We start from the raw sequence: 21,449 nt of genomic DNA, 5'->3' as shown, positions 1-21,449 counted from the left end.
GATTCAAATGGCCGATGCACTCATCGCAATTACCGTGCTTTGGGGATTCGTCTTTATATATGCTGTCATGGCCACGATGGATTTTGGTGCAGGCTTTTGGTCAATGGTCTACATCAATCGAGAAAAAACGAGAGCCACTAATATTGCCAATCGCTATTTATCTCCTACTTGGGAAGTGACGAATACATTCATTGTTGCTCTAGTTGTGGCGGTGTATAGCCTTTTTCCGACAGCTGCATATAATCTTGGAACAATCCTACTTATTCCAGGTAGTATCATTCTCCTTTTATTGGCATTACGTAGCGCATTTTTAGTTTTTTCAAATATTGCAACCGAATATAAAAAGCCTCTCACATACATCTCAGGAATTGCTGGAATCATCATCCCTGGGCTTTTGATTAGTGTGTTGCCAATCACCCATGGAAAGTTTGTTGATTATGGTGATGGATTCGCAAATTTAAATTTGGCCCGATTGTTTTCTAGTCCAAATGTTTATGCATTCATCGGATTTGCGATCTGTAGTACTCTTTTTCTTTCATCCTTGTTATTAGCAGACTACTCGAAGACTGCTGGGGAAATGGATGCCTATCGTGTCTATTTACGAGATGGTCGCCTCCTTGGTCCAATTTCATTGATATTCGCATTCTTGATCATGTTAACTTTACGAAGTGAAGCAGCGTGGCTTTATGAACGAATGATGGACGACCTGCCTCTCTTGCTAATTTCCGTTGCCTTCTTTTTGATTATCGGTATCGGCTTATACGCCCCTTCTTTTTTTCAGAAAGGGGTTATGGGAATGCCGAGGCTATCCGTTATTGCGGCAACTTTACAGTATCTAGTCGCAAGCTATGTTTATGGAAAAGCGCACTTGCCCTATATTATTTATCCGAATGTCACGATTGAATCAGCTTTCACCGACCCGAATTCGTTTCGCGCGGTATTCATTACCTATATCGTTGGATTCGCTATACTTTTTCCGGGATTTATTTATTTTTGGAGTTTATTTATGCATGATAAGAAGTATTTGAGGCAGAAGGGGTAGAAAAAGGGGCTGTGTATTCAGCCCCTTTTCCAGGAAAGCACTTTATCTTTTTGGAAGAACCCCTTTCGTGATTTTTTCTAAGATTCTTTGTAATATGCTTCCACAGAAAAAGAGCACAATACAGACCACTGCTGTAAAAATAATGTATTTAAGAATTATGTTTGAAAACTGTCCTGCAATCATCCAAAAAAAATTAGATGAAAAGAAGAAACAAAAAAGCTCAAACATCTGTTTAAACAGGGGTTTGAGCCACTAAGCATTTTATTCTTCTTTAAGGTGTTCGATAGGAATAAATACAGGTTTGCAAAAATTTAATATAATCTATTCAAACGTCCATTCGATAAGTTCTTGGGAATATGTTCCTAAGCTCTATATATACTGAAATGTCGACTACTTCTTTTCAAAATAAGTATCCAGTATTCTTTTTCCGATATATTTATTAATGGAACTACCATCTGTCTCAACGTCTGGAACTACGACAGAAATAGCAATTTCAGGGTTTTCATAAGGAGCATAACCAACAAGTGTTAAATTATAGTTGTATCCCCCATTCCCATCCGAGACTTGTGCAGTGCCTGTTTTCCCAACTGGGTCATATGTTACGCCTTTAAAATAGGAAGTAGCTGTACCACGACTCCCATTCATAACTAATCGAAATCCTTCCTGAACTCGTTCAATATAAGAAAGGTCCATATCTACTTCGTTTAAAATATTTGGTTCAAATTCTTCAATAACTTCTCCAGGACTTCCACTTACATGGTTCGGCTCACTCACTTCTTTCATAAAATGAGGCTGTACTCGTTTACCATCATTAGCAATTGTAGACACATATTGAGCTAATTGTAGAGGTGTGTAAGTATCAAATTGGCCAATGACAAAATCCATTAAGTTTCCTAACTTTTGTACGCCACCATTGTATCCTATTGCCTCCTTTGGCAAATCGATTTCCGTTTCAATACCTAATCCAAATTGAGAAAAATACTTTCTCATCGTTTCATATGCTTTTTCTGGATTCCTAAATCCAGATCTCTTTGCATAATCATATTCTCCAATTTTCATTGCAATATTAAACATATATACATTGGATGAACGTTCAAGAGCAGTTAAATCATTGATTCTTCCCATATTCGAATATGATTTCTTAATAGGAGTACCACTTATTTTGATTGGTTCATCCACAAATGTATCTCCAGGTGAAATGACTCCTGTTTCATAGCCTGTTAAAACGGTAGCTCCTTTTACCGCCGAACCCATGGCATATGAGTTATAAATAGTTCCATAAGTTTCGTCTACAATCTTTGTTCCTGATTTCTTCTTACCTGAAATCGCGAGTATTTCACCAGTAGTCGGATTCGTTACAACTGCATAAGCACTTTCAGCCTGACTTTCACTTTTTAGCTCTTCTTCGAGAATTTTATCGACCTTCTGTTGAAAGTCTAAATCAATCGTAAGAACTAAGTCTTTTCCTGTTTCCCCTGGCGTTATTTTTACATCAGTGATTTCACCAGTTGGACCTTCTACATAGGTCTGTTTTTCTTTTTTTCCTCGTAGCCACTTTTCATATTGCTGTTCTAGAAAACTTGTACCAACGAGGTCGCTCAATTCATAACCATCTTTTTTATATGATTTTGCCTCTTCTTCAGGTATTTGTCCTACATTTCCAAAGATCTGACGCAACGTATCTCCGTTTACATATTTTCGCTTTGAATCTAATTTAATATTAATTCCTGGCAGTTCCCCTAAACGTTCATTAACCTTAGCCATTTCTTCGAGTGTTAATCCTGATTTAATTCGGTTTTCCGAGGCAGAATCAATGTCCATTTCTCTTTTTATCGCCAAAATTTCCATCTCATCATCAGATAAAGCAGAAAGGTCCTTGTCTGTTATACGTTCAAGAATTAGCTTATATTCTCCATCATCATCTAGTTCTTTCTTTTCCTTTTCTGTTAACTTCCCATAGGCTTTTTCTTTTCTAGTTAAAATATAAAAATCCTTTTTGTCTCTTTCCGTCACTCGTTCAGTATCTACTTCGATCAACTCTGCGAGTTTTTTCGCCAGTTCAAGCTTTTCATTTTGAGAATCTCCATTCACATTTTTATAAGTTAATGTATTAACGGCTTCATTATCTACAAGAACGTTTCTATTTCTGTCATAGATTTTTCCCCGTGGAGCATCCCATGCATAGACTGTTGTCGTTGTTTTTTCACTCTCACTTTTATACTCCTCTCCTTTAACTATTTGAATAAAACCTAAACGTAAAATTAAGATAAAGAATAAAAGAAATGCGATCAAAAATAATATGTTCAACCGAATTGAGAGAGATTTGTTTTTCTTTTGTCCTTTCATTCTACTAATATCTCCTTCCTACATGCTAAAAAGGAAGCACATTTGAGCTTCCTTCTGGATTAAATTGAAGTTATTTAAAGTTTATCAAGAGAATATGAAATAAATATGAACGGAGATTAGCACCTTTATAAAAATAAAGGATGGTCCAATAAAAGGTACCAATTTTTTGTTTACCATATGTACCATAGGTCAGACTAAAACTGAATTCGTTTGATGCTACTTTTGGAGTTCTGTTTATGCATCCTATAAGAGTAAGACTTAAAAACAAAAGAAAAAGTTTCAAAAATATTCTTTTCAGCACTTATGACCTCCAAAAACGGTTTATATTCCTGCAATCATTCTAAAAATATAATAAAAAACCCAAGCCATCTGTTTCAACAGAGGCCTGGGCAACGACTTCGTATTCTATTCTTCCAACGCCATATCCATAATCTCGTGCGTATATGCCTCATCTAAATTAACTGGCTCTTTGATAACGCCAAATTTATGAGCGATATCCGCTGTTTGTTTGAACATTTCATCGTCAATCTTCCCTATATTTTTCGAATCAAATCCTTCCGGCACGACTAGCTTCGCGACCTCTTCCATCATCGTCAACTGATGCTCTCTCGTACTGCTCCCCTCCTCTGCTTCCTTCATGACTGCATCAACGGCAGCCTCTGGGTCTTCAATTGCCTTCTGCCATCCTTTAATGGAGGCACGAATGAATTTAGCTGCCACTTCCTTGTTATCTTCGAGCCATTCTTTGTTTGCAAAAAGATTATCCTCTAGCATTGCGACTCCCTCTTCGTTCATATCGATAACAGATAAATCACTTTCTGGAACTCCTTGCTCAAGTACGACATGATATTCGTTGTATGTCATGGCTGATGCTGCATCAATTTCGCCTGCAAGGAATTGGTCCATCGTAAAGCCTTGTTTCACGAAGGATAGGTCTTTGTTTTGATCCAGTCCATATTTATCAAATAGGGCCAAGATCTCGAATTCATTTCCTCCCATCCAGTTCCCAATATTTTTACCAGCAAGGTCAGCTGGTGAATTGATCCCCGCATCCTTTTTCGATACTAAAAGCAGTCCACTCTTTTGATAAATTTGTGCAATTTCCACAAGTGGTAAACCCTGTTCCTGATGCGGTAACAAGCTTGCTACCCAACCAATTCCAATCTCTGCTGCCCCGTTTGCTACCTGTTGTTCAGGAACAATATCGGGTCCGCCTGGAACAATCGTGACATCTAGTCCTTCATCTTCGAAGTATCCATTCTCCAATGCCACAAAGTACCCTGCAAACTGTGCTTGAGGTACCCATTTCAGCTGAAGTTTGACTGGTACTAGATCCCCTTCTGTATCGCCAGAAGAAGAATCACTTCCACAGCCAGCTAAAATGATTCCTGCGACCATAACCATAAAAACTACTAATTTTCCAAACTTACCTTTCATTCGCTTTCCCCCTATCATTTACTATATTGAGATTTTTGCTCTAGACAAAAATCAAAATAACAATCAATTATGTTCGCGTCTTGAGGAATGCCATTTTAAGAAGATTTTCTCTAAACCTTCTACGATTAAATAGAAAAGAACTCCGCCAATTGCCGCCATTACAATACATGCCCAGCCAAGAGGCATTTTCGCTACTTTAACAGAGTTTGAGAGTAAGTATCCGAGCCCCTTTGAGGAAAAAAAGAACTCTCCGACAATCGCGCCAATCATACTTGCAGTCGTGTTGATTTTCAACGCAGTAAATACAAAAGGGAGACTGTTGGATATTCGCAAGTACCGAAAAACTGCGATTTTTTTAGCAGCGTAAGAATGCATCAGATCTAATGCGAGTGGATTGACGCTCGTCATTCCTTTATGGGCATTGATAGCCATGGCAGCCATCGTGACTACCGTGACAATCGCTACTCGTGAACCAATTCCATCTCCAAACCATAGATTCATAATCGGAGCAAGAGCCACAATTGGGACCGCATTTAACGCAACGACCACCAAGAGTCCACCCTTTCCCCATTTCGGAAAGGCTGTTGCGATTAGTGCTAAAATAAACCCAAGCAATGAACCAAGGAACATGCCGAGGACGGCTTCTGACAAGGTGTAGACCATATACGAAAGCAGGATATCGATATTTTCAAAGATTGCTTCAACTATAGAAGATGGCAGTGGCAATTGATATGTACGGAGTCCAAGAATGGCATGAAAAACTTGAAGTTGCCACAATAGGAGAAAAAGAATTCCTGCACCGAGTGGTAAGGCTATTTTTTGCATATAACTGAATTTCCACCGCTGGCTCCTTTTTTTCACAGAAGGAATGCTCACCACTGGCTGACTGACCCAACCAACTTCCTTTTCTGCAGGTTTTCCAGACATTAATCCTCACCTCCAGTTTTGCGAAATTCTGGTTGCCATGGCGTTAAAATTCGCTCAAACAAACTAATAAGTAAATAACTAATGATTCCAAGGAATGCACCGGTAATGACAGTGAGCCAGAACATATAATTATGGGACGGTCCATAATAAAGATTTCGAAGCATGATAACGCCAATGCCTTGAGTTGCTCCCATCAATTCAACTAAAATAGCTCCTGTTACCGCAAGTGGAGCAGCAATTTTCAAGCCGCTAAATAATCCCGGCAATGCGGCTGGCAATCTCAACTTCCAGTAAATCACCCACGGTTTTGCCGCATAGGAGTACATCAGTTCAACTGCAGAAGGCTCTGCACTTCGAAGTCCTCTTAACATATTGAGTGAAACCGGAAAAAACGTAATGTACGCCGCAATCAGAATGCGCGATATCTGATCATCATGAACAATTCCATAAACAATCGGAGCTAATCCAAGAATCGGAATCATTTGAGAAGCCACAGCATAGGGAAATGTTAACTGTTCTACCCATTTTGAAATACTCATCAAAATCGCTAAAAGTATGCCGGCTATTGCACCAAATAGAAATCCTAGTGCTGCATTTGAAAAAGTAACGGCTCCTTCTGTTAATAGAACATCGGCATAATCAAGCAAAGTTCTCGTGAGCTCATGTAAATACGGTAGCTTTGACTGGGCTAAAGGAAGCTCCAATACTTCAAGAAACAGCCAGGATAGACACTGCCAACCGATTAATATAGCGACGAACCAAACCGCTGCTGGTGCAACACGATTCTTCAACAAGGAATTTCTCATCGACTACACCCCTTCAAAGCAGTCTCGGATTACGGAAATTAAGTCATAAAATTCCTTGCTATTTCGCAGCTCCTTTGTCCTCGGTCTTGGTAAAGGAATCTCGACAACTGCAGATAATCGCCCAGGATGAGGAGATAGGACAAAGACTCTGTCTGATAGAAAAATAGCTTCTGGAATACTGTGGGTGACAAAGACGACTGTATTATTGACTTTGCTCCAAATGGAGAGAAGCTCTTCATTCAACCGTTCTCTTGAGAATTCGTCCAGCGCTGAGAACGGCTCATCCATGAGTAAAATCTCTGGCTCAATCGCTAACGCTCTTGCAATCGCAACCCTTTGCTGCATCCCACCACTAAGCTGCCACGGATATTTTTCTTTAAAATCACTCAGTCCCACTAACCCTAGTAAGCTATCAACTCGTTTTTCCCGTTCTTCTTTGGAGACACCCATCATTTCGAGCGGTAACAAAATGTTTTTCTTAATTTTGCGCCAGTCATACAAGACAGGACTTTGAAAAACGATCCCATATTTTTGTGCGAGCCGCGCTTCCTTTGCCGTTCCTCCAGCAATCTTTATTTCTCCGTTTGTTGGTTGAATCAGATCGGCCATAATCCGAAGGAGTGTCGTTTTCCCACAACCAGAGGGTCCCAAAAGAGAGACAAACTCTCCCTTTCGAATATCAACTGTAACTTCTTCGAGCGCTAATACCTCACTCTTCTCCGTTTGATATCGCATACTCACATGGTCCAGTTCAATTTCAGGTGTATACACTTGCGTTGTCGTCATTTCGCTCTCTCCTTTCCTTCCCATAAAAACGACCCTTATTGTGATGTTTTATTACATTTTAGCGAGAACGATCGGCAAATACATTAGACAAAATGTCAAACAATTAATACTTGTCAGATGTTCTGCCAAAGAAAAATCCCCTCATCATTTGAGGGGACCCTTTTCAAAGCTTATTCAATTCTTTCGAAATCGTGCCAATTAAAAAACCGAGGTCTTCATCTGTAATATTGAGTGGAGGTGCGAGCGTTATGACATTATTAAACCCTGAAACTGTTGCCCCATTTTTTCCAATAATCACACCGACTGCCTTACAGCCGGCAATTACCTGATTCACCAATTCTACAGCTAACGGTTCCTTTGTTTCTTTATCTTTTACAAGTTCAATCCCGATGAGAAGTCCTTTTCCTCTTACATCACCCACATAGGCGTTATCTTTCAGAAGTTCGGATAACGTCTCTTTCAAAAAGGTTCCCTTTAATTTCGAACGTTCATATAGTTTCTCGGTTTCCATGATTTCAAGATTTTTAAGGGCTAGCGCACAGGCAGCAGGATTCCCACCAAATGTATTGACGTGGCGGAAGTAATCATAGCTTTCAGTCCCTTTAAACGCGTCATAAATTTCTTTTTTCACAGCGGTTGCAGATAATGGCAAATAGGCACTCGTAATTCCCTTTGCCATCGTAATGATATCTGGCTTAACGCCGTAGTTCATAAATCCAAACGCTTCACCAGTACGACCAAACCCACAGATTACTTCATCGACAATAAGAAGGGCTCCGTGTTTTTGACAAACCTCCTGGACACCTTTTAGATACCCCTCATGTGGCATAATAACGCCACCACCGGTAATAATCGGCTCCATAATTACGCCCGCAATCGTTTCACTCATTTCCCACGTCATCACGCGGTCAATCTCCTCAACCGATTTCAGCTTATGTGGGTTCTCTTCAGGGTCACGATACTCATCAGGTGGAGCTACCTTGATAAAACCAGGAGCAAGCGGTTCGTATTTGTACTTCCGCTCTGCTTGACCGGTAGCCGCTAACGCCCCCATCGAATTACCATGATAGGCACGATATCTAGAAATAAACTTATAGCGATGGTTGTCACCCTTTTGCTGGTGATACTGTCTCACAATTTTAAAAGCCGTTTCATTCGCTTCCGAACCACTATTCGAGAAAAAAATGACATACTCTTCTCCAAGCATTTCATTCAGTTTTTCTGCCAATAGTATTGCAGGCTTATGACTTTGCGAAAGAGGAAAATATGCCATCGTCTTCAATTGTTCATAGGCGGCTTCTGCAAGCTCAGTTCTCCCATAACCAACGTTCACACACCAAAGTCCTGACATCGCATCTAGATATTTTTTCCCAGTATGGTCTGTTACCCAAGAGCCCTCTGCCTTCTCCGCAATCATCGTGGCATCCGGGTTATAAGCCTTCATCGAATGCCAAACATACTCCTTATCCTTTGTGGCAATATCCACTTCCGCTTCGATCCCAGTCATCGTCTCACCCCTTTAATAATCAAATCGAGATGTAATCATTTTTTTCTTCGTGTAAAAATTGACCCCGTCCTTGCCGTTAACATGTAAGTCTCCATAAAAGGAATCCTTCCAACCGGAGAACGGAAAGAACGCCATCGTAGCAGGTACTCCTACATTAATTCCGAGCATACCCGCCTCTGCTTCTTCTCGGAACTGTCTAACCGCTTTTGCATCCTTTGTATAAATCGTTGCCCCATTTCCATAACGGGATTTACTAATGTAATTTAGTGCTTCATCTAAATCCTTTGCCCGCAAGAGGCTAAGAACTGGTGCAAATATTTCTTCTTTTGCAATCGTCATCTCTGGTTTTACATGATCGAAAATCGTTGCCCCTAAGAAATAACCTTCTTCTTTATCCTCCATGTCCTTCCGACCATCACGAATTAGGGTTGCCCCTTCATCTTCACCTTTTTCAATATACTCAAGTACCTTCGTCCGATGCGATTCACGAATAACTGGTGTCAGCAACACTTCTTCATCTAAACCATTGCCAATAATCAACTCATCAGCCTTTTGCTTAAGAGCCTCGACGAATTCATCTCGATCTCCTACAACCACTACGGCACTGCATGCCATACATCGCTGGCCGGCACTGCCAAAAGCAGAACTGATAATGTTGTCGACTGCTTTTCCAATATCTGCATCAGGCATGACAATATGATGATTCTTTGCACCTGATAGAGCTTGAACCCTCTTACCATTGGTAGCAGCTCGTTCATACACATATTTCGCCACAGGCTGTGAACCAACGAAGGAAATGGCATTGACATCAGGATGCTCCAATAAACCATTGACAACATCATGCGCTCCGTGAACTACATTCAAAACCCCGTTTGGGGCTCCTGCTTCTGTAAACAATCGAGTGAGTTCAATAGATAATAACGGCGTTCGTTCAGAAGGTTTTAACACAAAAGTATTTCCACAAGCTACAGCTAGCGGGAACATCCACAATGGCACCATCATCGGAAAATTATATGGTGTAATTCCTCCGACAACTCCTAATGGAAATCGAAACATTTCAGAGTCGATTGTTGGGGCTATGGTTGATAATGTTTCTCCCATCATCAATGTTGGGGCACCTGCAGCAAATTCAACGCATTCGATCCCTCTCTGGACCTCACCATATGCCTCGTTATAGGCTTTCCCATTTTCCTGCACGATGAGTTTAGCTAGTTTCTCATGGTTCTCCGTTAGCAAGTAGTGATATTTGAATAAGATTCTCGCACGCTTTGGAACCGGTGTGTTCTTCCATGACTTGAACGCTTCCTTTGCAACCTGGACTGCTTCATTCACATCATCCTTCGTTGAAAGCGGCACCTTTGCTAATAACTCCCCAGTGGCAGGATTCAAAACATCAACCGTTTCAACACTTTTAGACTGAACCCATTCACCATTTAAGTAATTTTTCAATATCGTCATTTCACTCTTAATTAACAATCCGACTCGCCTCCTTTTGCCTTTATTATCGTTTAGATGCATGGTCCGTTCATTAGACACTTTGTTAAACAATGGCGAAAAAAAATCTACTATATAATAAATAGTAGATCGCTACAATGATAGAACTGTTTCGAGCAAAATATTGACCCCTTTTTCACAGTCCTCCCACATGGTAAGCTCTTCTTCACAATGACTTTTTCCATGAATGCTTTTCACAAACACCATCACGGTTGGGATATAGCTAGCGAGGAACTGAGCATCATGGCCCGCGCCGCTATCCATTCTTTTATATGGATAACCCAAGGTTTTACACGCTTCTTCTACTTTATCGCATAGCTCTTCATTAAAAAAAACTGTCTGTCGGTCCCAAAGCTTTTCTGCTGTAATATTACAGCCTTCGTTTGACGAAATTTTAGTCAATTCAAGGATGATTTCTTCTACCTTTTGAATGATTGCTGGGTCCTTGTGTCTCGCCTCAAGAGTAAAGATTACTTTATTTGGGATGACCGTATGAATATTAGGGTAGGCGTTAATCCGCCCCATCGTAAACACTAAGTCACTGTCAAGTGCCCGCAATTTTTCCCGTGCTTGGGCAATCATATTTGTCGCTGCAAAAAGAGCGTCCTTCCGCATATCCATCGGCGTTGTGCCTGCATGGTCTGACTCACCGGTTACTACCAGCTCATAACAAACCATGCCAAGTACACTTTCAACGACCGCAACAGGTAATCCTTCTCTTTCTAAAATCGGACCTTGCTCGATATGTAGTTCAAGAAATGCGGTTGCTTCTTTCAATCTCGCATTTTCGTCACCTTCATAGCCAATCGCTTGCAGTGCTTCATGGAAAGTTATCCCGTCTATATCTCTCTTCGCAAGCATTGTTCCCTTCTCAAACTTCCCTGACAGAACGCCTGAAGACATCATCGAAGGCTCAAATCTTGCTCCTTCCTCATTTGTGATATCCATAATTGTTAGTGGAACACGTGGCTTGATGTTATTTTCAACGAGTGTTCTCGCAACCTCGAGTCCTGCGATTACCCCCAGCACTCCGTCAAAGCGTCCACCCTTTTTAACCGAGTCCAAGTGGGAGCCAATAACGATTGGAGGTTTGCTATTATCCACTCCCTCAAGTGTCGCATAAATATTACCCATGTCATCGATCCTCACAGACATACCAAGCTCGTGGCAGCATTTATAGAAATAGTCTCTTGCAAGACGGTCTTCCTCAGATAAAGCAAGCCTCGTCACACCGTTATTTTCCGTGCGACCAAAGTCAGCGAATTCTTCAAGCGTATCTTTCAGGCGTTCTCCATTTATTAAAATTTTCTGTTTTTCCATTTTCGATCCTCCTTATTAATTCTGTTGGATTACTCTTACGGAAAAATACTTTCGCCCCTCCGCTGTTAAAATATGAAGGGTTTCTTTGTCTTCTTCAGCTCGTTGGAATTCGATTTGAGCTCCCTCTAAATCCTCTTTGATATTCGTAATTTTGTAGCCTTTCTGATATAAATAGTCAATTCGGTCCCGCTCCTGTAAGTATTGCTGGTAATCCGACATGATTTATAGCCTCCTTTCATGTTTGTTGTTGAGGGGGATAGTTCATGGTTAGCCAATTTAGGTTGTTCCTAGAATATCTCAGCTCACCACCGAACTGACTTCCTCTAAAACAATTTCTTCCCCGTACTTCCCTCGCTTCAAATACTGACCAGCACCTGCTTTTCCAACAAACTGTTTATCCAGTATGACAAACTCACCGCGGGATAGTACTGATACCGGTTCTCCAATTACTTGTATTCCTTCAAAGGCGTTATAGTCGACAGCCATGTGATGCGTTTCCGCTGAAATCACTCGCTCCACATTCGGGTCAAAAATCACAATATCCGCATCGGCTCCAACAGCGATGGTACCCTTTTTCGGATACAAGCCAAATAGCTTTGCTGCTCGAGTCGATGTTAAATCAACAAACTGGTTTAGTGAGATTCTCCCCTTTTTCACACCTTCGGAAAAAAGAATACTTACACGGTCCTCAATAATCGGACCTCCGTTTGGAATCGCTGAAAAATCATCCTTCCCAAGCGTTTTTTGTCCATCAAAATCAAACGAACATTGGTCCGAACCAATTGTTTGCAAAGTTCCTGATTTTAAAGCATTCCATAATACTTCTTGATTCCATTTTTCTCGTAATGGAGGAGACCAAACGTACTTCGCCCCTTCAAAATCCGGTTTCTCTAAATAGGTTTGATCAAGCACCAAATATTGCGGGCAAGTTTCTCCCCAAATATCAACACCATTGCTTCTGGCCTCAGCAATTTTTCGAGCAGCTTCGGCACAGCTAACATGTACGACATATAGCTGAGACTCTGCCAAAGCTGTTAAAGTGGCTGCTCTTCCTGTCGCTTCTCCTTCTGCTTCAGGTGGTCGAGTCAACGCATGATAAATTGGCTCTGTATTCCCTTCAGCCAATGCTTTTTTCACTAAATAATCAATTACATCTCCATTTTCCGCGTGCACCATAACAAGTGCCCCTAATTCTTTTCCGGCCAATAAAGTTTTAAAAAGAGTTTCATCATCTGCTTGGAAAACATTTTTATACGCCATAAAGACCTTAAAGGAAGTAATACCTTCATTCTCAACGACCTTCGGTAATTCACTCAATACTTCATCACTACCCTCGACGATTTGAAGATGGAAGCCGTAATCGATAACTGCTTTGTCTTTTGATTTAGCATGCCAAGTATCAATCGAACTTTGCAGTGGTTTGCCCTTCGATGTTAAACAGAAATCAATTATTGTTGTTGTGCCGCCGAAAGCAGCAGCTATCGTACCCGTTTCGTAATCATCTTTCGTGACCGTACCACCAAATGGCATATCGAGGTGGGTATGAGGGTCGATGGCACCTGGAAAAAGATAATTACCCTTTGCATCAATGACTTCTGCTCCTTCAGTCGATAAACTAGTACCAATTTGCGTAATAACACCATTTTCAATACATACATCGGCTTTATACGTATCGCTTGCTGTTACAATAGTTCCATTAATGATTACTTTTTTCACTCAAAACCCTCCTCGTTATTTGACTGTATCTACTGCACATGCCAATGCCCCGATGGCTGCTTGTCTTTCATTCCATGTCATCGGCGGGAATTCATTTGGCAGCTCGACCATATCTATCGCTCCATCAACAGGACACACAATGGAACATAAATTACAACCGACACAGTCTTCCTCGCGCACGCGTAAAATTGGATTTCCCTCCCCATCCTTCAGCATGTCAATACATTGATGGGACGTATCTTCACATGCAATATGACACTTGTTGCAGTTAATACAAACATCGTTATTAATTCGTGCAACAACCTTATAGTTTAGGTCTAAATCTCCCCAATCGGAGTACTTGTGAACCGCCTTTCCGACTAGGTCATTAACAGAAGCAATACCTTTTTCATCTAAATAGTTATTCAAGCCTTCAATCATGTCCTCGACTATACGGAAACCGTGGTGCATAGCTGCCGTACATACCTGAACACCTGTTGCTCCCATCAACATAAATTCAATCGCATTTTCCCAATTAGAAACTCCACCAATTCCGGAAATCGGTATATTAATGCGTGGATTTCTTGCACACTCTCCAACCATGTGTAAGGCAATCGGCTTTACCGCTGGACCACAATAGCCTCCATGTGCCCCTTTTCCTGCCACATGTGGAATCGTGTTCCAACTATGAATATCTACACCTGCTAAACTATTAATTGTGTTAATCATACTAATGGCGTCAGCACCACCTTGAACAGCCGCTTCTGCTGTAGCGGTAATGTCAGTGATATTCGGTGTAAGTTTTACGATAACAGGTGTTTGCGCCATTTCTTTTACCCAATAAGTTTGTTTTTCAACAAGGGCTGGAACCTGACCAGAGGCAGCACCCATTCCTCGTTCTGCCATCCCATGCGGACAACCAAAGTTCAGTTCAAGCCCATCCACACCGACATCCTCGACCTTTTTTACAATCTCATGCCATTTTTCCTGCTGTGGCTCGACCATTAACGAAGCAATAATCGCATGGTTTGGAAACCGTTTCTTCGTTTCATAAATTTCCTTCAAATTCACTTCTAACGGACGATCTGTAATCAGTTCAATATTGTTAAAACCAGCGACTCTTTGTCCGTTAAAACTTATTGCGGCAAATCGTGAACTTGTATTGATAATAGGCTCTCCCAGCGTTTTCCACACGGCTCCTCCCCAACCAGCCTCAAATGCCCTCTGGACCTGATATCCGGAATTGGTCGGAGGCGCCGAGGCAAGCCAAAAGGGATTGGGGGATTTAATGCCTGCTAGATTGATACTTAAATCTGCCATTCTTTTACCCTCCTATTCTCACACCGTTTCCATCGTCGGCACCAACAGCTGATGAATGCTATAAGCACTCTGTTTACCTTGTTGAGCTGCGGAAACAACCATGGCTTCACCTTGTCCTTTGCCAAAAATAACATCGCCACAAGCAAATATTTTCGCGTTCGTTGTTTGAAAGGTTTCTGAATCAATCGTGACCACTCCGCCATCATGACTAATCTCGAACGCTTCGATTAAATCCAGATATCTTGACTGTCCTATCGCTTTAATCACCGCATCTACCTCTAATGTAAATTCTGAACCCTCAACAGGAATTGGTCGACGGCGACCATCTTCTCCAGGTTCACCTAGCTCCATCTTCATACATTCGATTCCAACTACTTTATCTTTTTCACCAATAAGCTTGGTTGGAGCAGTCAACCAACGAAATTCCACTCCATCCTGCTTAGCAAATTCATATTCAAAATCATAAGCAGTCATTTCCTCAAGCGTTCTGCGATAAAGGATTTTGACATTTTCTGCTCCTAACCTTACCGAACAAGTAGCTGCATCAATTGCTGTATTACCAGCGCCAATAACCGCCACTTTTTTGCCTAAAAGCGTATCTGTTATCGGCTTCGTCTTTGTTTCCTTTACAAATTCTATTGCATCATAGACTCCAGCTAACTCTTCACCAGGAATACCCAAACTCGGGACATGAGCCATCCCAATCGCCAACAGTACAGCATCATAGCAATCTACAATCTCTTTTACCGAAATATCCTGCCCTACTCTTGTGTTCGTTCTTATCTCTACATCCAGACTCTTTACTTGCTCAACCTCCCAATACGAGACAGCTTTCGGAAGCCGAAAAGAAACAATCCCATACGTATTCAAGCCACCTGCTTTTTCCTCAGCTTCAAAAATGGTCACATCATATCCAAGTAAAGCTAGCTCTCTTGCAGCAGATAAACCAGCAGGTCCACCGCCAACAATCGCAACTGACTTTCCTAACTTTTCGCCAGCAGTAAATAAAAGCTGTTCATTTTTCATGGCCCAATCGGTCGCGTATCGCTGTAAGTTTCCAATCATAATCGGCTTTGTCGCATGATTTAACACACATGCTCCTTCGCATAATTCTTCTGTTGGACAAACGCGGGAACAGCTAGCACCAACCGGATTGGCACTCATAATCGTTTTCGCTGAACCTTTGAGATTGCCAGAAGCAATTTTTTTAATAAAGGTAGGGATATCAATTCCCGTTGGACATGCTTGAATACAAGGAGCGTCATAGCAATAGAGACAGCGATTCGCTTCTTCCAATGCCTCCCTATTAGAGAGACCAGCCTCAACCTCATCAAAGTTACTGCTTAAATCTTCATAAGAAATACTTTTGAGACTCATGTAATTGACCTCCTTTTTTAACCGAATTTTCTGATATTAAAAAGTATAGGTCTTCCCAACAGGTGCTTCAATGGACACAATGTCAAACAAACTCATCTGTTCTTTCAACGAATCGCTCGTAATAACGAAGTTTCTTTTTCACAAGACATCAAATAGCGATACGCATATAAAGCGAACTCGATTGCAGGACGTTTAAATGACTCCATAAAATCATCCCCAAGCAATTCCTTTAACTTATCTAGGCGATGATAAAGCGTCTGTCTCACAATATAAAGCTCTTTTGCAGCATCCTTTTTAGAACCATTCGATTCTAAAAACACAGACAATGTCTTCAAAAGCTCACTATTATGCTTTTTGTCATGCTCAATCACTGAACCAATATATTCAGTCATATATTCATCAAGGTGACCCTGCTTATCTAACGAAGATATCAAACGGTAAATATGCAAATTTTCGTAAAAAATTTCGTTTGACAGCCCAACCTTCTTCTGAATTTTTAAGGATTCTTTCGCTGTCTTGTAGCTGTCCGATATCTGATGAATTGATGTCGTATATTTTCCAACACCGAAATGCGGGGTATTGTTAGAAGCTTGCGTAAAAAGGTCTGTCTTCTCGATTAGTTGCAACGCCTTTTTCATTCTTAGCTTCCAATCATCTCCTCTGAGGTTCAATAAAACGAAGTTCAATTCTTGATGGTCTTCAACTGTATACAAATACAGGCCGTAATTTTGGAAGATATTTCGAAAAATCGATTTGTAATAGGAATAAGTTGACTCGTCTATTTTTTCATCAATCTCACAGACACAAACGAAGGCACCATATGGGTTCACAGCTGGAAAAATCGATTGTAGTGTTTTTTCAAGTTGTCCCTGAGAAAGCTCCCCGTTTAACCATTCTTGAATCCATTGCCTTTCTTTGTATTTATTCTGTTCTTCCACGTAGAAAATGCGAAGCAGGTCTTGGGAAATAGCTGTTGCACAGCGGTCAAGAACTACTAAGTCATAGTCGCTGACCATTTTATCTTGAGGAAAAATAATTAATTCTGCGAAGTTATGTCCAAGTGTTTGAATGGACTGTCCTGCATAGTCAGCTGAAGGAGTTTGGAATTGCTTGTTCTGATTATAAATTCGGTCCTTTTTATAACCCTCGACTAGATGAAAATACCGCTCCTGTTCTTTTTTGTTTTGAACAGGGGCAAACAGTACCTCATCCCCATTCTTTGATTGATAGAGGACCTGCACATTTAGATGTTCATATAGAAGATTCAAAACTCTTTTAAACGCGTTGGGTAATAGAAGTGTTTGATTGAGCTTTCTTGAAAAGCTTTCTAAATCACTGAGGAGTTTATACTGGTTATTCATTAAATGAGTATTAATGGATTGAGTAATGTCGATAAAGCGGACTTCTTCACGAAAAACAATAATCGGAAAATGATGCTCATTCGCAAGCTCAATCATGTCTTGAGGGATTTCATTTTTGTATTTCACGAGCTCTACACAAAGTCCAGCTGCCCCCGCTTCAATTAGTTCACGCAAGTATGATGTAGGCTTAATTTGTTGTCCCCAGCCAACTCCTGTTGAAAGAATAAGTTCATTTCCGTTCAGAAGAGCCCTCACCTCTGGTACTTCCATCACATGAACCCACCTGATGACACGTTCTAGCCCTTCAAAACCTGCAACGACCGACGCTTTTGAAAAACATGAATTCTCAAGCACCTGGCGAACAGTGACCGCAAAAGCTCCCATTATTACTCCTCCTCGTTCATTTATAATGTTAGTAAATGTAACATATTTTTACTTCCCCTTCTATCTTCTTGTAAAGATTTCTGACAGGGTTTCCGTGTACAAAAAAAACAGAGCATCATTTTATCAGATGCTCTGCTTTAACCTCTTACTTCAACGGAATCCAGATCTCAGAATAATAGTTTGGATCATTCGGGTTATCTGCTGGATACACTTCTAACTCAGGTGTTCCCGCATGTTCATATTGATGGGAAGGAAACCATTCTGAGAAAATTTGCTTCCATGTGTTTGGCATGGAATGCGGCATTGGCCCATGAACTTCAAACACTCCCCATTTTGATGGAGGAATAACGATGGTTTCGAAATGGTTCGGTACATCACTTAATGAATTTGTTCCGATCCAATATTCAATTTCCTCCAACTGTCCTTCTCTTTTGTCAACACAAACTCCTAGCACCCCTTTCAATTCACCGTCATTCAATGAAATCAACAAATCGTTGGTACCATCCGCATGTACCTGATCCCACATTTTTGGAATTCCCCTTAGATTTTCTTCATTCACTAGCGAAAATTCCCTTTTTACCCCAATTACCTGAAAAGCATCCTTCTCGACAATCTTGTACCTCATTGGTTCTGCCCCTTTCAAATTCACCTGAATGACCAGGCGATTATAAGATTTCAGCTTCCCCTTATACTTTCGTGCTTCAGATGGTGTAACATCATGCTGTTTGCGAAAAGCCTTCGAGAAAGCCTCGGGAGTGTCATAGCCATACTTGAGGGCAATGTCGATAATTTTCACATCCGTATTAACTAGCTCCTGTGCTGCCAATGACAACCGTCTTTGTCTGAGATAATCTCCAACAGAAATGTCGGTTAAAATGGAAAAGGTTCGCTGAAAATGAAATTGCGATGAATTCGCGACTTTCGCAACTTCCTCAATTGAAATTTCTTCTAGCAAATTTGCTTCCATAAAATCAATGGCCCTCTGTAACGATTCAACCCAACCCATATGACTCACTCCTTGAACCAATCTTAGCAATCTGAAAGAAAGCAATCCTGTCATTTCATGCTTTCTCAGGACAGACCATTACTCTCCACATACCCCTAACGGATTTCCATCCGGATCATAAAAAGTGAAAAATCTCGTATTACCTTCTCCGTCAATCTGATTAACTTGAACGCCTTGTTCTACTAATCTTTCGTATGCTTTTTCCAAATCTCTTGGAATAAAGTTATAGTACTTTCCAACACCAAAATAGTTCTCAGGGAACTGCATTGGTTGATAATTTTCCGTTTTTACAAGACAGACAACCGTTTGAGACTCTTCGGCAATTCGCAAAACAGCAGCCTCTTCTTCCTGATAAACCATTGAAAAACCAAGTACTTCCTCATACCACTTTGCCGATACTTGTGGACTTTTAACAGAAATAAAGACCCCTTCCATTCCTGTTAAAAGTGATTTTTCACCTTCTCCGGTAGTCGGTAAAAACTTTGCCATATAAAACTCATCTACAAATTCATCACCAATTTTAACGGAGTGCTTTTTCGTACCTTCAATTTCGAATCCCATTTTCCGATACAACGCAAGGGCTGATGTATTCCGCTGGATAACGGTTAATTCTAATCGATGAATTTCCTTCGCAATCGCCCACTCATCTAATTGTTGGAATAGTTTTGTTCCAACTCCCAATCCTCGGTACTGCTGTAATATCCCCACTACTAGATAGACAGAATGCTTGTTTCGTTTTGCTGTGCCACCTACCGCGATCAGATAGCCAATTAGTTCCTCATCTTTTTCAGCAAGGAAAATAGTAGAGTTACTGGACTTCTTCATTCCTTCTATTCTTTTAATCTGTTGCTCGACTGTCAGCTTTCGTTCCCCAGGCTCCATTAGCATAAAATCAGATTCACTTTCAACTCGCTTGATTAGATCTACAAATCTTCTAGCATCCTCGATTCTTATTTCTCTAATTACCATATAATCGCTCCTTTTAAACTATTTCACTTCTAATTCTATACAGATATAACATTTCCCTTTAAATGAGAAAAAACGATACTTTTTAAAAGCATCGTTTTGAAATAGAACAATTGACCTAATTAATTTTTTCTTTGTGAAGTTTGATGTTGGATAATTAATTCATCAAGCTTTTGGCTATATTTAATGGTTTCTGAATTTAACAATCCTTTATTATATCCAGTCTTCATCATTTTGCTTCTAAGATGTTCTATGTTTTTATGTAAGTCTGTGTATTTCGCATCTATCTTCATGGATAAATCCTCCTAAAAAAACAATATCAGAGAAATTATTACCTATTATAACAGTAAATGGTATTATATTGTAAACTTATTTTACAATATTTTTGACAATTCATCAGCGTTTTAATCAAAAACTAGAATTATATTCCTAGTTCTATAGGTAAATAATTTGATCTAGGTTGCTTCATCGTACCGATCTAAAGGATTTGTCCAAATGAAAAAAGACTGCAAAAACAGCCTTTTATCATGGAATTTTTTTCACAATAACACCCAAACAAATAAATAAGATACCCATGATAAGAATTGCGCCTTCCATATAAACTCCGATTGCTCCTCTCAAAATAAAGAAGGCAATCAAAGATGCTATACCAAGAATAAAACAATAAACGACGTAAAATCGCAACCACCCAGGACGATTTACCTTAAACACACCTATGATGGTTATGAGCGCAAACAGGAGTATCAGTAGTACGATAATGAAGAGCAAGCCTGATGCATCCCCACTCTCGTAAGTTATGGCTACCAATAGTCCAATTCCAAATCCTCCCGCGACTAAAACCATTACAAGACCAAGTACTAGCCCTAATGTAACTGCTAATTTTTTCATTCTTCACCTAAGTATTTCTTTTCAAGTTCTTCCTCGATAACGCCATCTTCTAAAAATACTCGATAAGCTTTAGCATTTGGCCGTGAAGTTACAACCTGATAAAGCTTGTCATCTATAAAATGAAGTGCTGCCCCATCATCCACTGCATACCCAGGAATGATTTCTTTTTCCTCAATTAACTTCCGATAAGCTGGTCTTCTATCGACTTCCCCATCGTAATGCGGGCAATAGCTTCCCTTTAAAAATCCTAAAGCACCAATCGGATCCATCCCTCCGAAAGAGCCTGTGACACCTTCTTCAAACCAGCAAATCGCTCCGGCACTGATTCCTGCAATGATTATTTCTTGACTCCATGCTTTCTTCAAGATGGAATCTAAACCCCATTCCTTCCATAGAGCCACTAGATTTTTCGTACTTCCACCACCGACATATATAATATCTTTTTCTAAAATGTACCCTTCCAAATCTCTCGTTGGAGGAACAAACAAAGATAAATGAGATGGTTCACAGTTCATCTTTTCGAAAAATTGATAGAAACGTGAAATATAATCCTCTGAATCTCCACTGGCTGTTGGAATAAAACAGATTTTAGGTCTTTCCTTATTTGATAGTTTAAGAATATAAGAGTCTAATAGTGTATTTTCAGGCTCCATCGAGAACCCGCCCCCACCTAAAGCGATGATTTGTTTCATAAAATAATTCCTCCCTTCTTTATGATTTCTACAAACGACTGAAATTTCCTCTATATTTTTTTGATAAACATATTTCCGATTTGTTAGTTCATAGA

The 21,449-nt window shown here is 40.3% G+C and carries 19 protein-coding genes and 1 pseudogene; 1 reads left to right on the top strand and 19 read right to left on the bottom strand.

All coding sequences use genetic code 11. The annotated features are described in order from the left end of the window. The first annotated feature begins 7 nt into the window (after nt 1–7). Entirely contained in the window at nt 8–1,042 is a 1,035-nt protein-coding gene (locus tag FAR12_RS04315; RefSeq protein ID WP_126406692.1) for a cytochrome d ubiquinol oxidase subunit II, read from the top strand. A 390-nt stretch (nt 1,043–1,432) separates the two neighbouring features. On the opposite strand, the gene FAR12_RS04310 is transcribed toward FAR12_RS04315, so the two are convergent. The 19 genes and pseudogenes from FAR12_RS04310 to FAR12_RS04220 all read right to left on the bottom strand — a co-directional run bounded on the left by FAR12_RS04310 (nt 1,433) and on the right by FAR12_RS04220 (nt 21,354). Further along, a complete protein-coding gene (locus FAR12_RS04310; RefSeq protein ID WP_246010290.1) occupies nt 1,433–3,349 on the bottom strand; it encodes a peptidoglycan D,D-transpeptidase FtsI family protein in 1,917 nt (638 codons plus the stop codon). Between the two features lie 444 nt (nt 3,350–3,793). Further along, the gene (locus FAR12_RS04305) at nt 3,794–4,825 is read right to left on the bottom strand and encodes an ABC transporter substrate-binding protein (RefSeq protein ID WP_126406688.1); all 1,032 of its coding nucleotides are present in this window, start codon (nt 4,823–4,825) and stop codon (nt 3,794–3,796) included. Nucleotides 4,826–4,888: 63 nt separating this feature from the next. Beyond that, entirely contained in the window at nt 4,889–5,752 is an 864-nt protein-coding gene (locus FAR12_RS04300; RefSeq protein ID WP_126406686.1) for an ABC transporter permease, read from the bottom strand. Beyond that, the gene (locus tag FAR12_RS04295; protein ID WP_126406684.1) at nt 5,752–6,558 is read right to left on the bottom strand and encodes an ABC transporter permease; all 807 of its coding nucleotides are present in this window, start codon (nt 6,556–6,558) and stop codon (nt 5,752–5,754) included. The genes FAR12_RS04300 and FAR12_RS04295 overlap by 1 nt, the downstream gene beginning before the upstream one ends. 3 nt (nt 6,559–6,561) lie before the next feature. Next, nucleotides 6,562–7,344, bottom strand: a complete 783-nt coding sequence (locus FAR12_RS04290; protein ID WP_170972085.1) for an ABC transporter ATP-binding protein — start codon at nt 7,342–7,344, stop codon at nt 6,562–6,564. A 163-nt stretch (nt 7,345–7,507) separates the two neighbouring features. Continuing rightward, nucleotides 7,508–8,851 (bottom strand): aspartate aminotransferase family protein, encoded by a 1,344-nt coding sequence (locus tag FAR12_RS04285; RefSeq protein ID WP_126406683.1) that lies wholly within the window; start codon nt 8,849–8,851, stop codon nt 7,508–7,510. A 12-nt stretch (nt 8,852–8,863) separates the two neighbouring features. Continuing rightward, nucleotides 8,864–10,309, bottom strand: coding sequence for a CoA-acylating methylmalonate-semialdehyde dehydrogenase (locus tag FAR12_RS04280; protein WP_425456139.1), 1,446 nt, complete (start codon nt 10,307–10,309; stop codon nt 8,864–8,866). 129 nt (nt 10,310–10,438) lie between these two features. Further along, entirely contained in the window at nt 10,439–11,665 is a 1,227-nt protein-coding gene (locus FAR12_RS04275; protein ID WP_126406681.1) for a Zn-dependent hydrolase, read from the bottom strand. Nucleotides 11,666–11,680: 15 nt separating this feature from the next. Further along, nucleotides 11,681–11,884 carry a hypothetical protein gene (locus FAR12_RS04270; RefSeq protein WP_126406679.1) on the bottom strand — a complete coding sequence of 68 codons (204 nt, stop codon included), beginning with the start codon at nt 11,882–11,884 and terminating at the stop codon, nt 11,681–11,683. 78 nt (nt 11,885–11,962) lie between these two features. Then, complete coding sequence (gene hydA / locus FAR12_RS04265) at nt 11,963–13,381, bottom strand: dihydropyrimidinase (RefSeq protein WP_126406677.1); 1,419 nt, start codon at nt 13,379–13,381, stop codon at nt 11,963–11,965. A gap of 15 nt (nt 13,382–13,396) precedes the next feature. Beyond that, on the bottom strand, nt 13,397–14,680 hold the full coding sequence (preA, locus tag FAR12_RS04260) for an NAD-dependent dihydropyrimidine dehydrogenase subunit PreA (RefSeq protein ID WP_126406675.1): 1,284 nt from the start codon (nt 14,678–14,680) through the stop codon (nt 13,397–13,399). Nucleotides 14,681–14,698: 18 nt separating this feature from the next. After that, nucleotides 14,699–16,057: an NAD(P)-dependent oxidoreductase gene (locus tag FAR12_RS04255; RefSeq protein WP_126406673.1), complete on the bottom strand. Its 1,359-nt coding sequence runs from the start codon at nt 16,055–16,057 to the stop codon at nt 14,699–14,701. A 104-nt stretch (nt 16,058–16,161) separates the two neighbouring features. After that, entirely contained in the window at nt 16,162–17,802 is a 1,641-nt protein-coding gene (locus FAR12_RS04250; RefSeq protein ID WP_126406671.1) for a PucR family transcriptional regulator, read from the bottom strand. Nucleotides 17,803–17,947: 145 nt separating this feature from the next. Then, nucleotides 17,948–18,808, bottom strand: a complete 861-nt coding sequence (locus FAR12_RS04245; protein WP_126406669.1) for an AraC family transcriptional regulator — start codon at nt 18,806–18,808, stop codon at nt 17,948–17,950. Nucleotides 18,809–18,886: 78 nt separating this feature from the next. Further along, the gene (locus tag FAR12_RS04240; protein ID WP_126406738.1) at nt 18,887–19,243 is read right to left on the bottom strand and encodes a VOC family protein; all 357 of its coding nucleotides are present in this window, start codon (nt 19,241–19,243) and stop codon (nt 18,887–18,889) included. Nucleotides 19,244–19,315: 72 nt separating this feature from the next. Then, a pseudogene (locus FAR12_RS04235) lies at nt 19,316–19,777 on the bottom strand (N-acetyltransferase family protein); the annotation flags it as partial. Nucleotides 19,778–19,896: 119 nt separating this feature from the next. Continuing rightward, nucleotides 19,897–20,067 (bottom strand): aspartyl-phosphate phosphatase Spo0E family protein, encoded by a 171-nt coding sequence (locus tag FAR12_RS04230; RefSeq protein ID WP_126406664.1) that lies wholly within the window; start codon nt 20,065–20,067, stop codon nt 19,897–19,899. A 232-nt stretch (nt 20,068–20,299) separates the two neighbouring features. Further along, nucleotides 20,300–20,662: a hypothetical protein gene (locus FAR12_RS04225; RefSeq protein ID WP_126406662.1), complete on the bottom strand. Its 363-nt coding sequence runs from the start codon at nt 20,660–20,662 to the stop codon at nt 20,300–20,302. Then, a complete protein-coding gene (locus FAR12_RS04220; RefSeq protein WP_126406660.1) occupies nt 20,659–21,354 on the bottom strand; it encodes a Type 1 glutamine amidotransferase-like domain-containing protein in 696 nt (231 codons plus the stop codon). The genes FAR12_RS04225 and FAR12_RS04220 overlap by 4 nt, the downstream gene beginning before the upstream one ends. Nucleotides 21,355–21,449: the final 95 nt, after the last annotated feature.

The sequence above is a fragment of the Bacillus yapensis genome (genome assembly GCF_005280205.1).
Lineage (GTDB): Bacteria > Bacillota > Bacilli > Bacillales > Cytobacillaceae > Robertmurraya > Robertmurraya yapensis.
This window is presented reverse-complemented; position numbering and strand designations above follow the sequence as displayed.

Coding starts and splice junctions, on each gene's coding strand:
- FAR12_RS04285 (WP_126406683.1), bottom strand. CDS start 8,851: ATGACTGGGATCGAAGCGGAAGTGGATATTGCCACAAAGGATAAGGAG.
- FAR12_RS04220 (WP_126406660.1), bottom strand. CDS start 21,354: ATGAAACAAATCATCGCTTTAGGTGGGGGCGGGTTCTCGATGGAGCCT.
- FAR12_RS04270 (WP_126406679.1), bottom strand. CDS start 11,884: ATGTCGGATTACCAGCAATACTTACAGGAGCGGGACCGAATTGACTAT.
- preA (WP_126406675.1), bottom strand. CDS start 14,680: ATGGCAGATTTAAGTATCAATCTAGCAGGCATTAAATCCCCCAATCCC.
- FAR12_RS04315 (WP_126406692.1), top strand. CDS start 8: ATGGCCGATGCACTCATCGCAATTACCGTGCTTTGGGGATTCGTCTTT.
- FAR12_RS04275 (WP_126406681.1), bottom strand. CDS start 11,665: ATGGAAAAACAGAAAATTTTAATAAATGGAGAACGCCTGAAAGATACG.
- FAR12_RS04225 (WP_126406662.1), bottom strand. CDS start 20,662: ATGAAAAAATTAGCAGTTACATTAGGGCTAGTACTTGGTCTTGTAATG.
- FAR12_RS04255 (WP_126406673.1), bottom strand. CDS start 16,057: ATGAGTCTCAAAAGTATTTCTTATGAAGATTTAAGCAGTAACTTTGAT.
- FAR12_RS04295 (WP_126406684.1), bottom strand. CDS start 6,558: ATGAGAAATTCCTTGTTGAAGAATCGTGTTGCACCAGCAGCGGTTTGG.
- FAR12_RS04300 (WP_126406686.1), bottom strand. CDS start 5,752: ATGTCTGGAAAACCTGCAGAAAAGGAAGTTGGTTGGGTCAGTCAGCCA.
- FAR12_RS04230 (WP_126406664.1), bottom strand. CDS start 20,067: ATGAAGATAGATGCGAAATACACAGACTTACATAAAAACATAGAACAT.
- FAR12_RS04290 (WP_170972085.1), bottom strand. CDS start 7,344: ATGACGACAACGCAAGTGTATACACCTGAAATTGAACTGGACCATGTG.
- FAR12_RS04245 (WP_126406669.1), bottom strand. CDS start 18,808: ATGGGTTGGGTTGAATCGTTACAGAGGGCCATTGATTTTATGGAAGCA.
- FAR12_RS04240 (WP_126406738.1), bottom strand. CDS start 19,243: ATGGAAGGGGTCTTTATTTCTGTTAAAAGTCCACAAGTATCGGCAAAG.
- FAR12_RS04280 (WP_425456139.1), bottom strand. CDS start 10,309: ATGACGATATTGAAAAATTACTTAAATGGTGAATGGGTTCAGTCTAAA.
- FAR12_RS04305 (WP_126406688.1), bottom strand. CDS start 4,825: ATGAAAGGTAAGTTTGGAAAATTAGTAGTTTTTATGGTTATGGTCGCA.
- FAR12_RS04250 (WP_126406671.1), bottom strand. CDS start 17,802: ATGGGAGCTTTTGCGGTCACTGTTCGCCAGGTGCTTGAGAATTCATGT.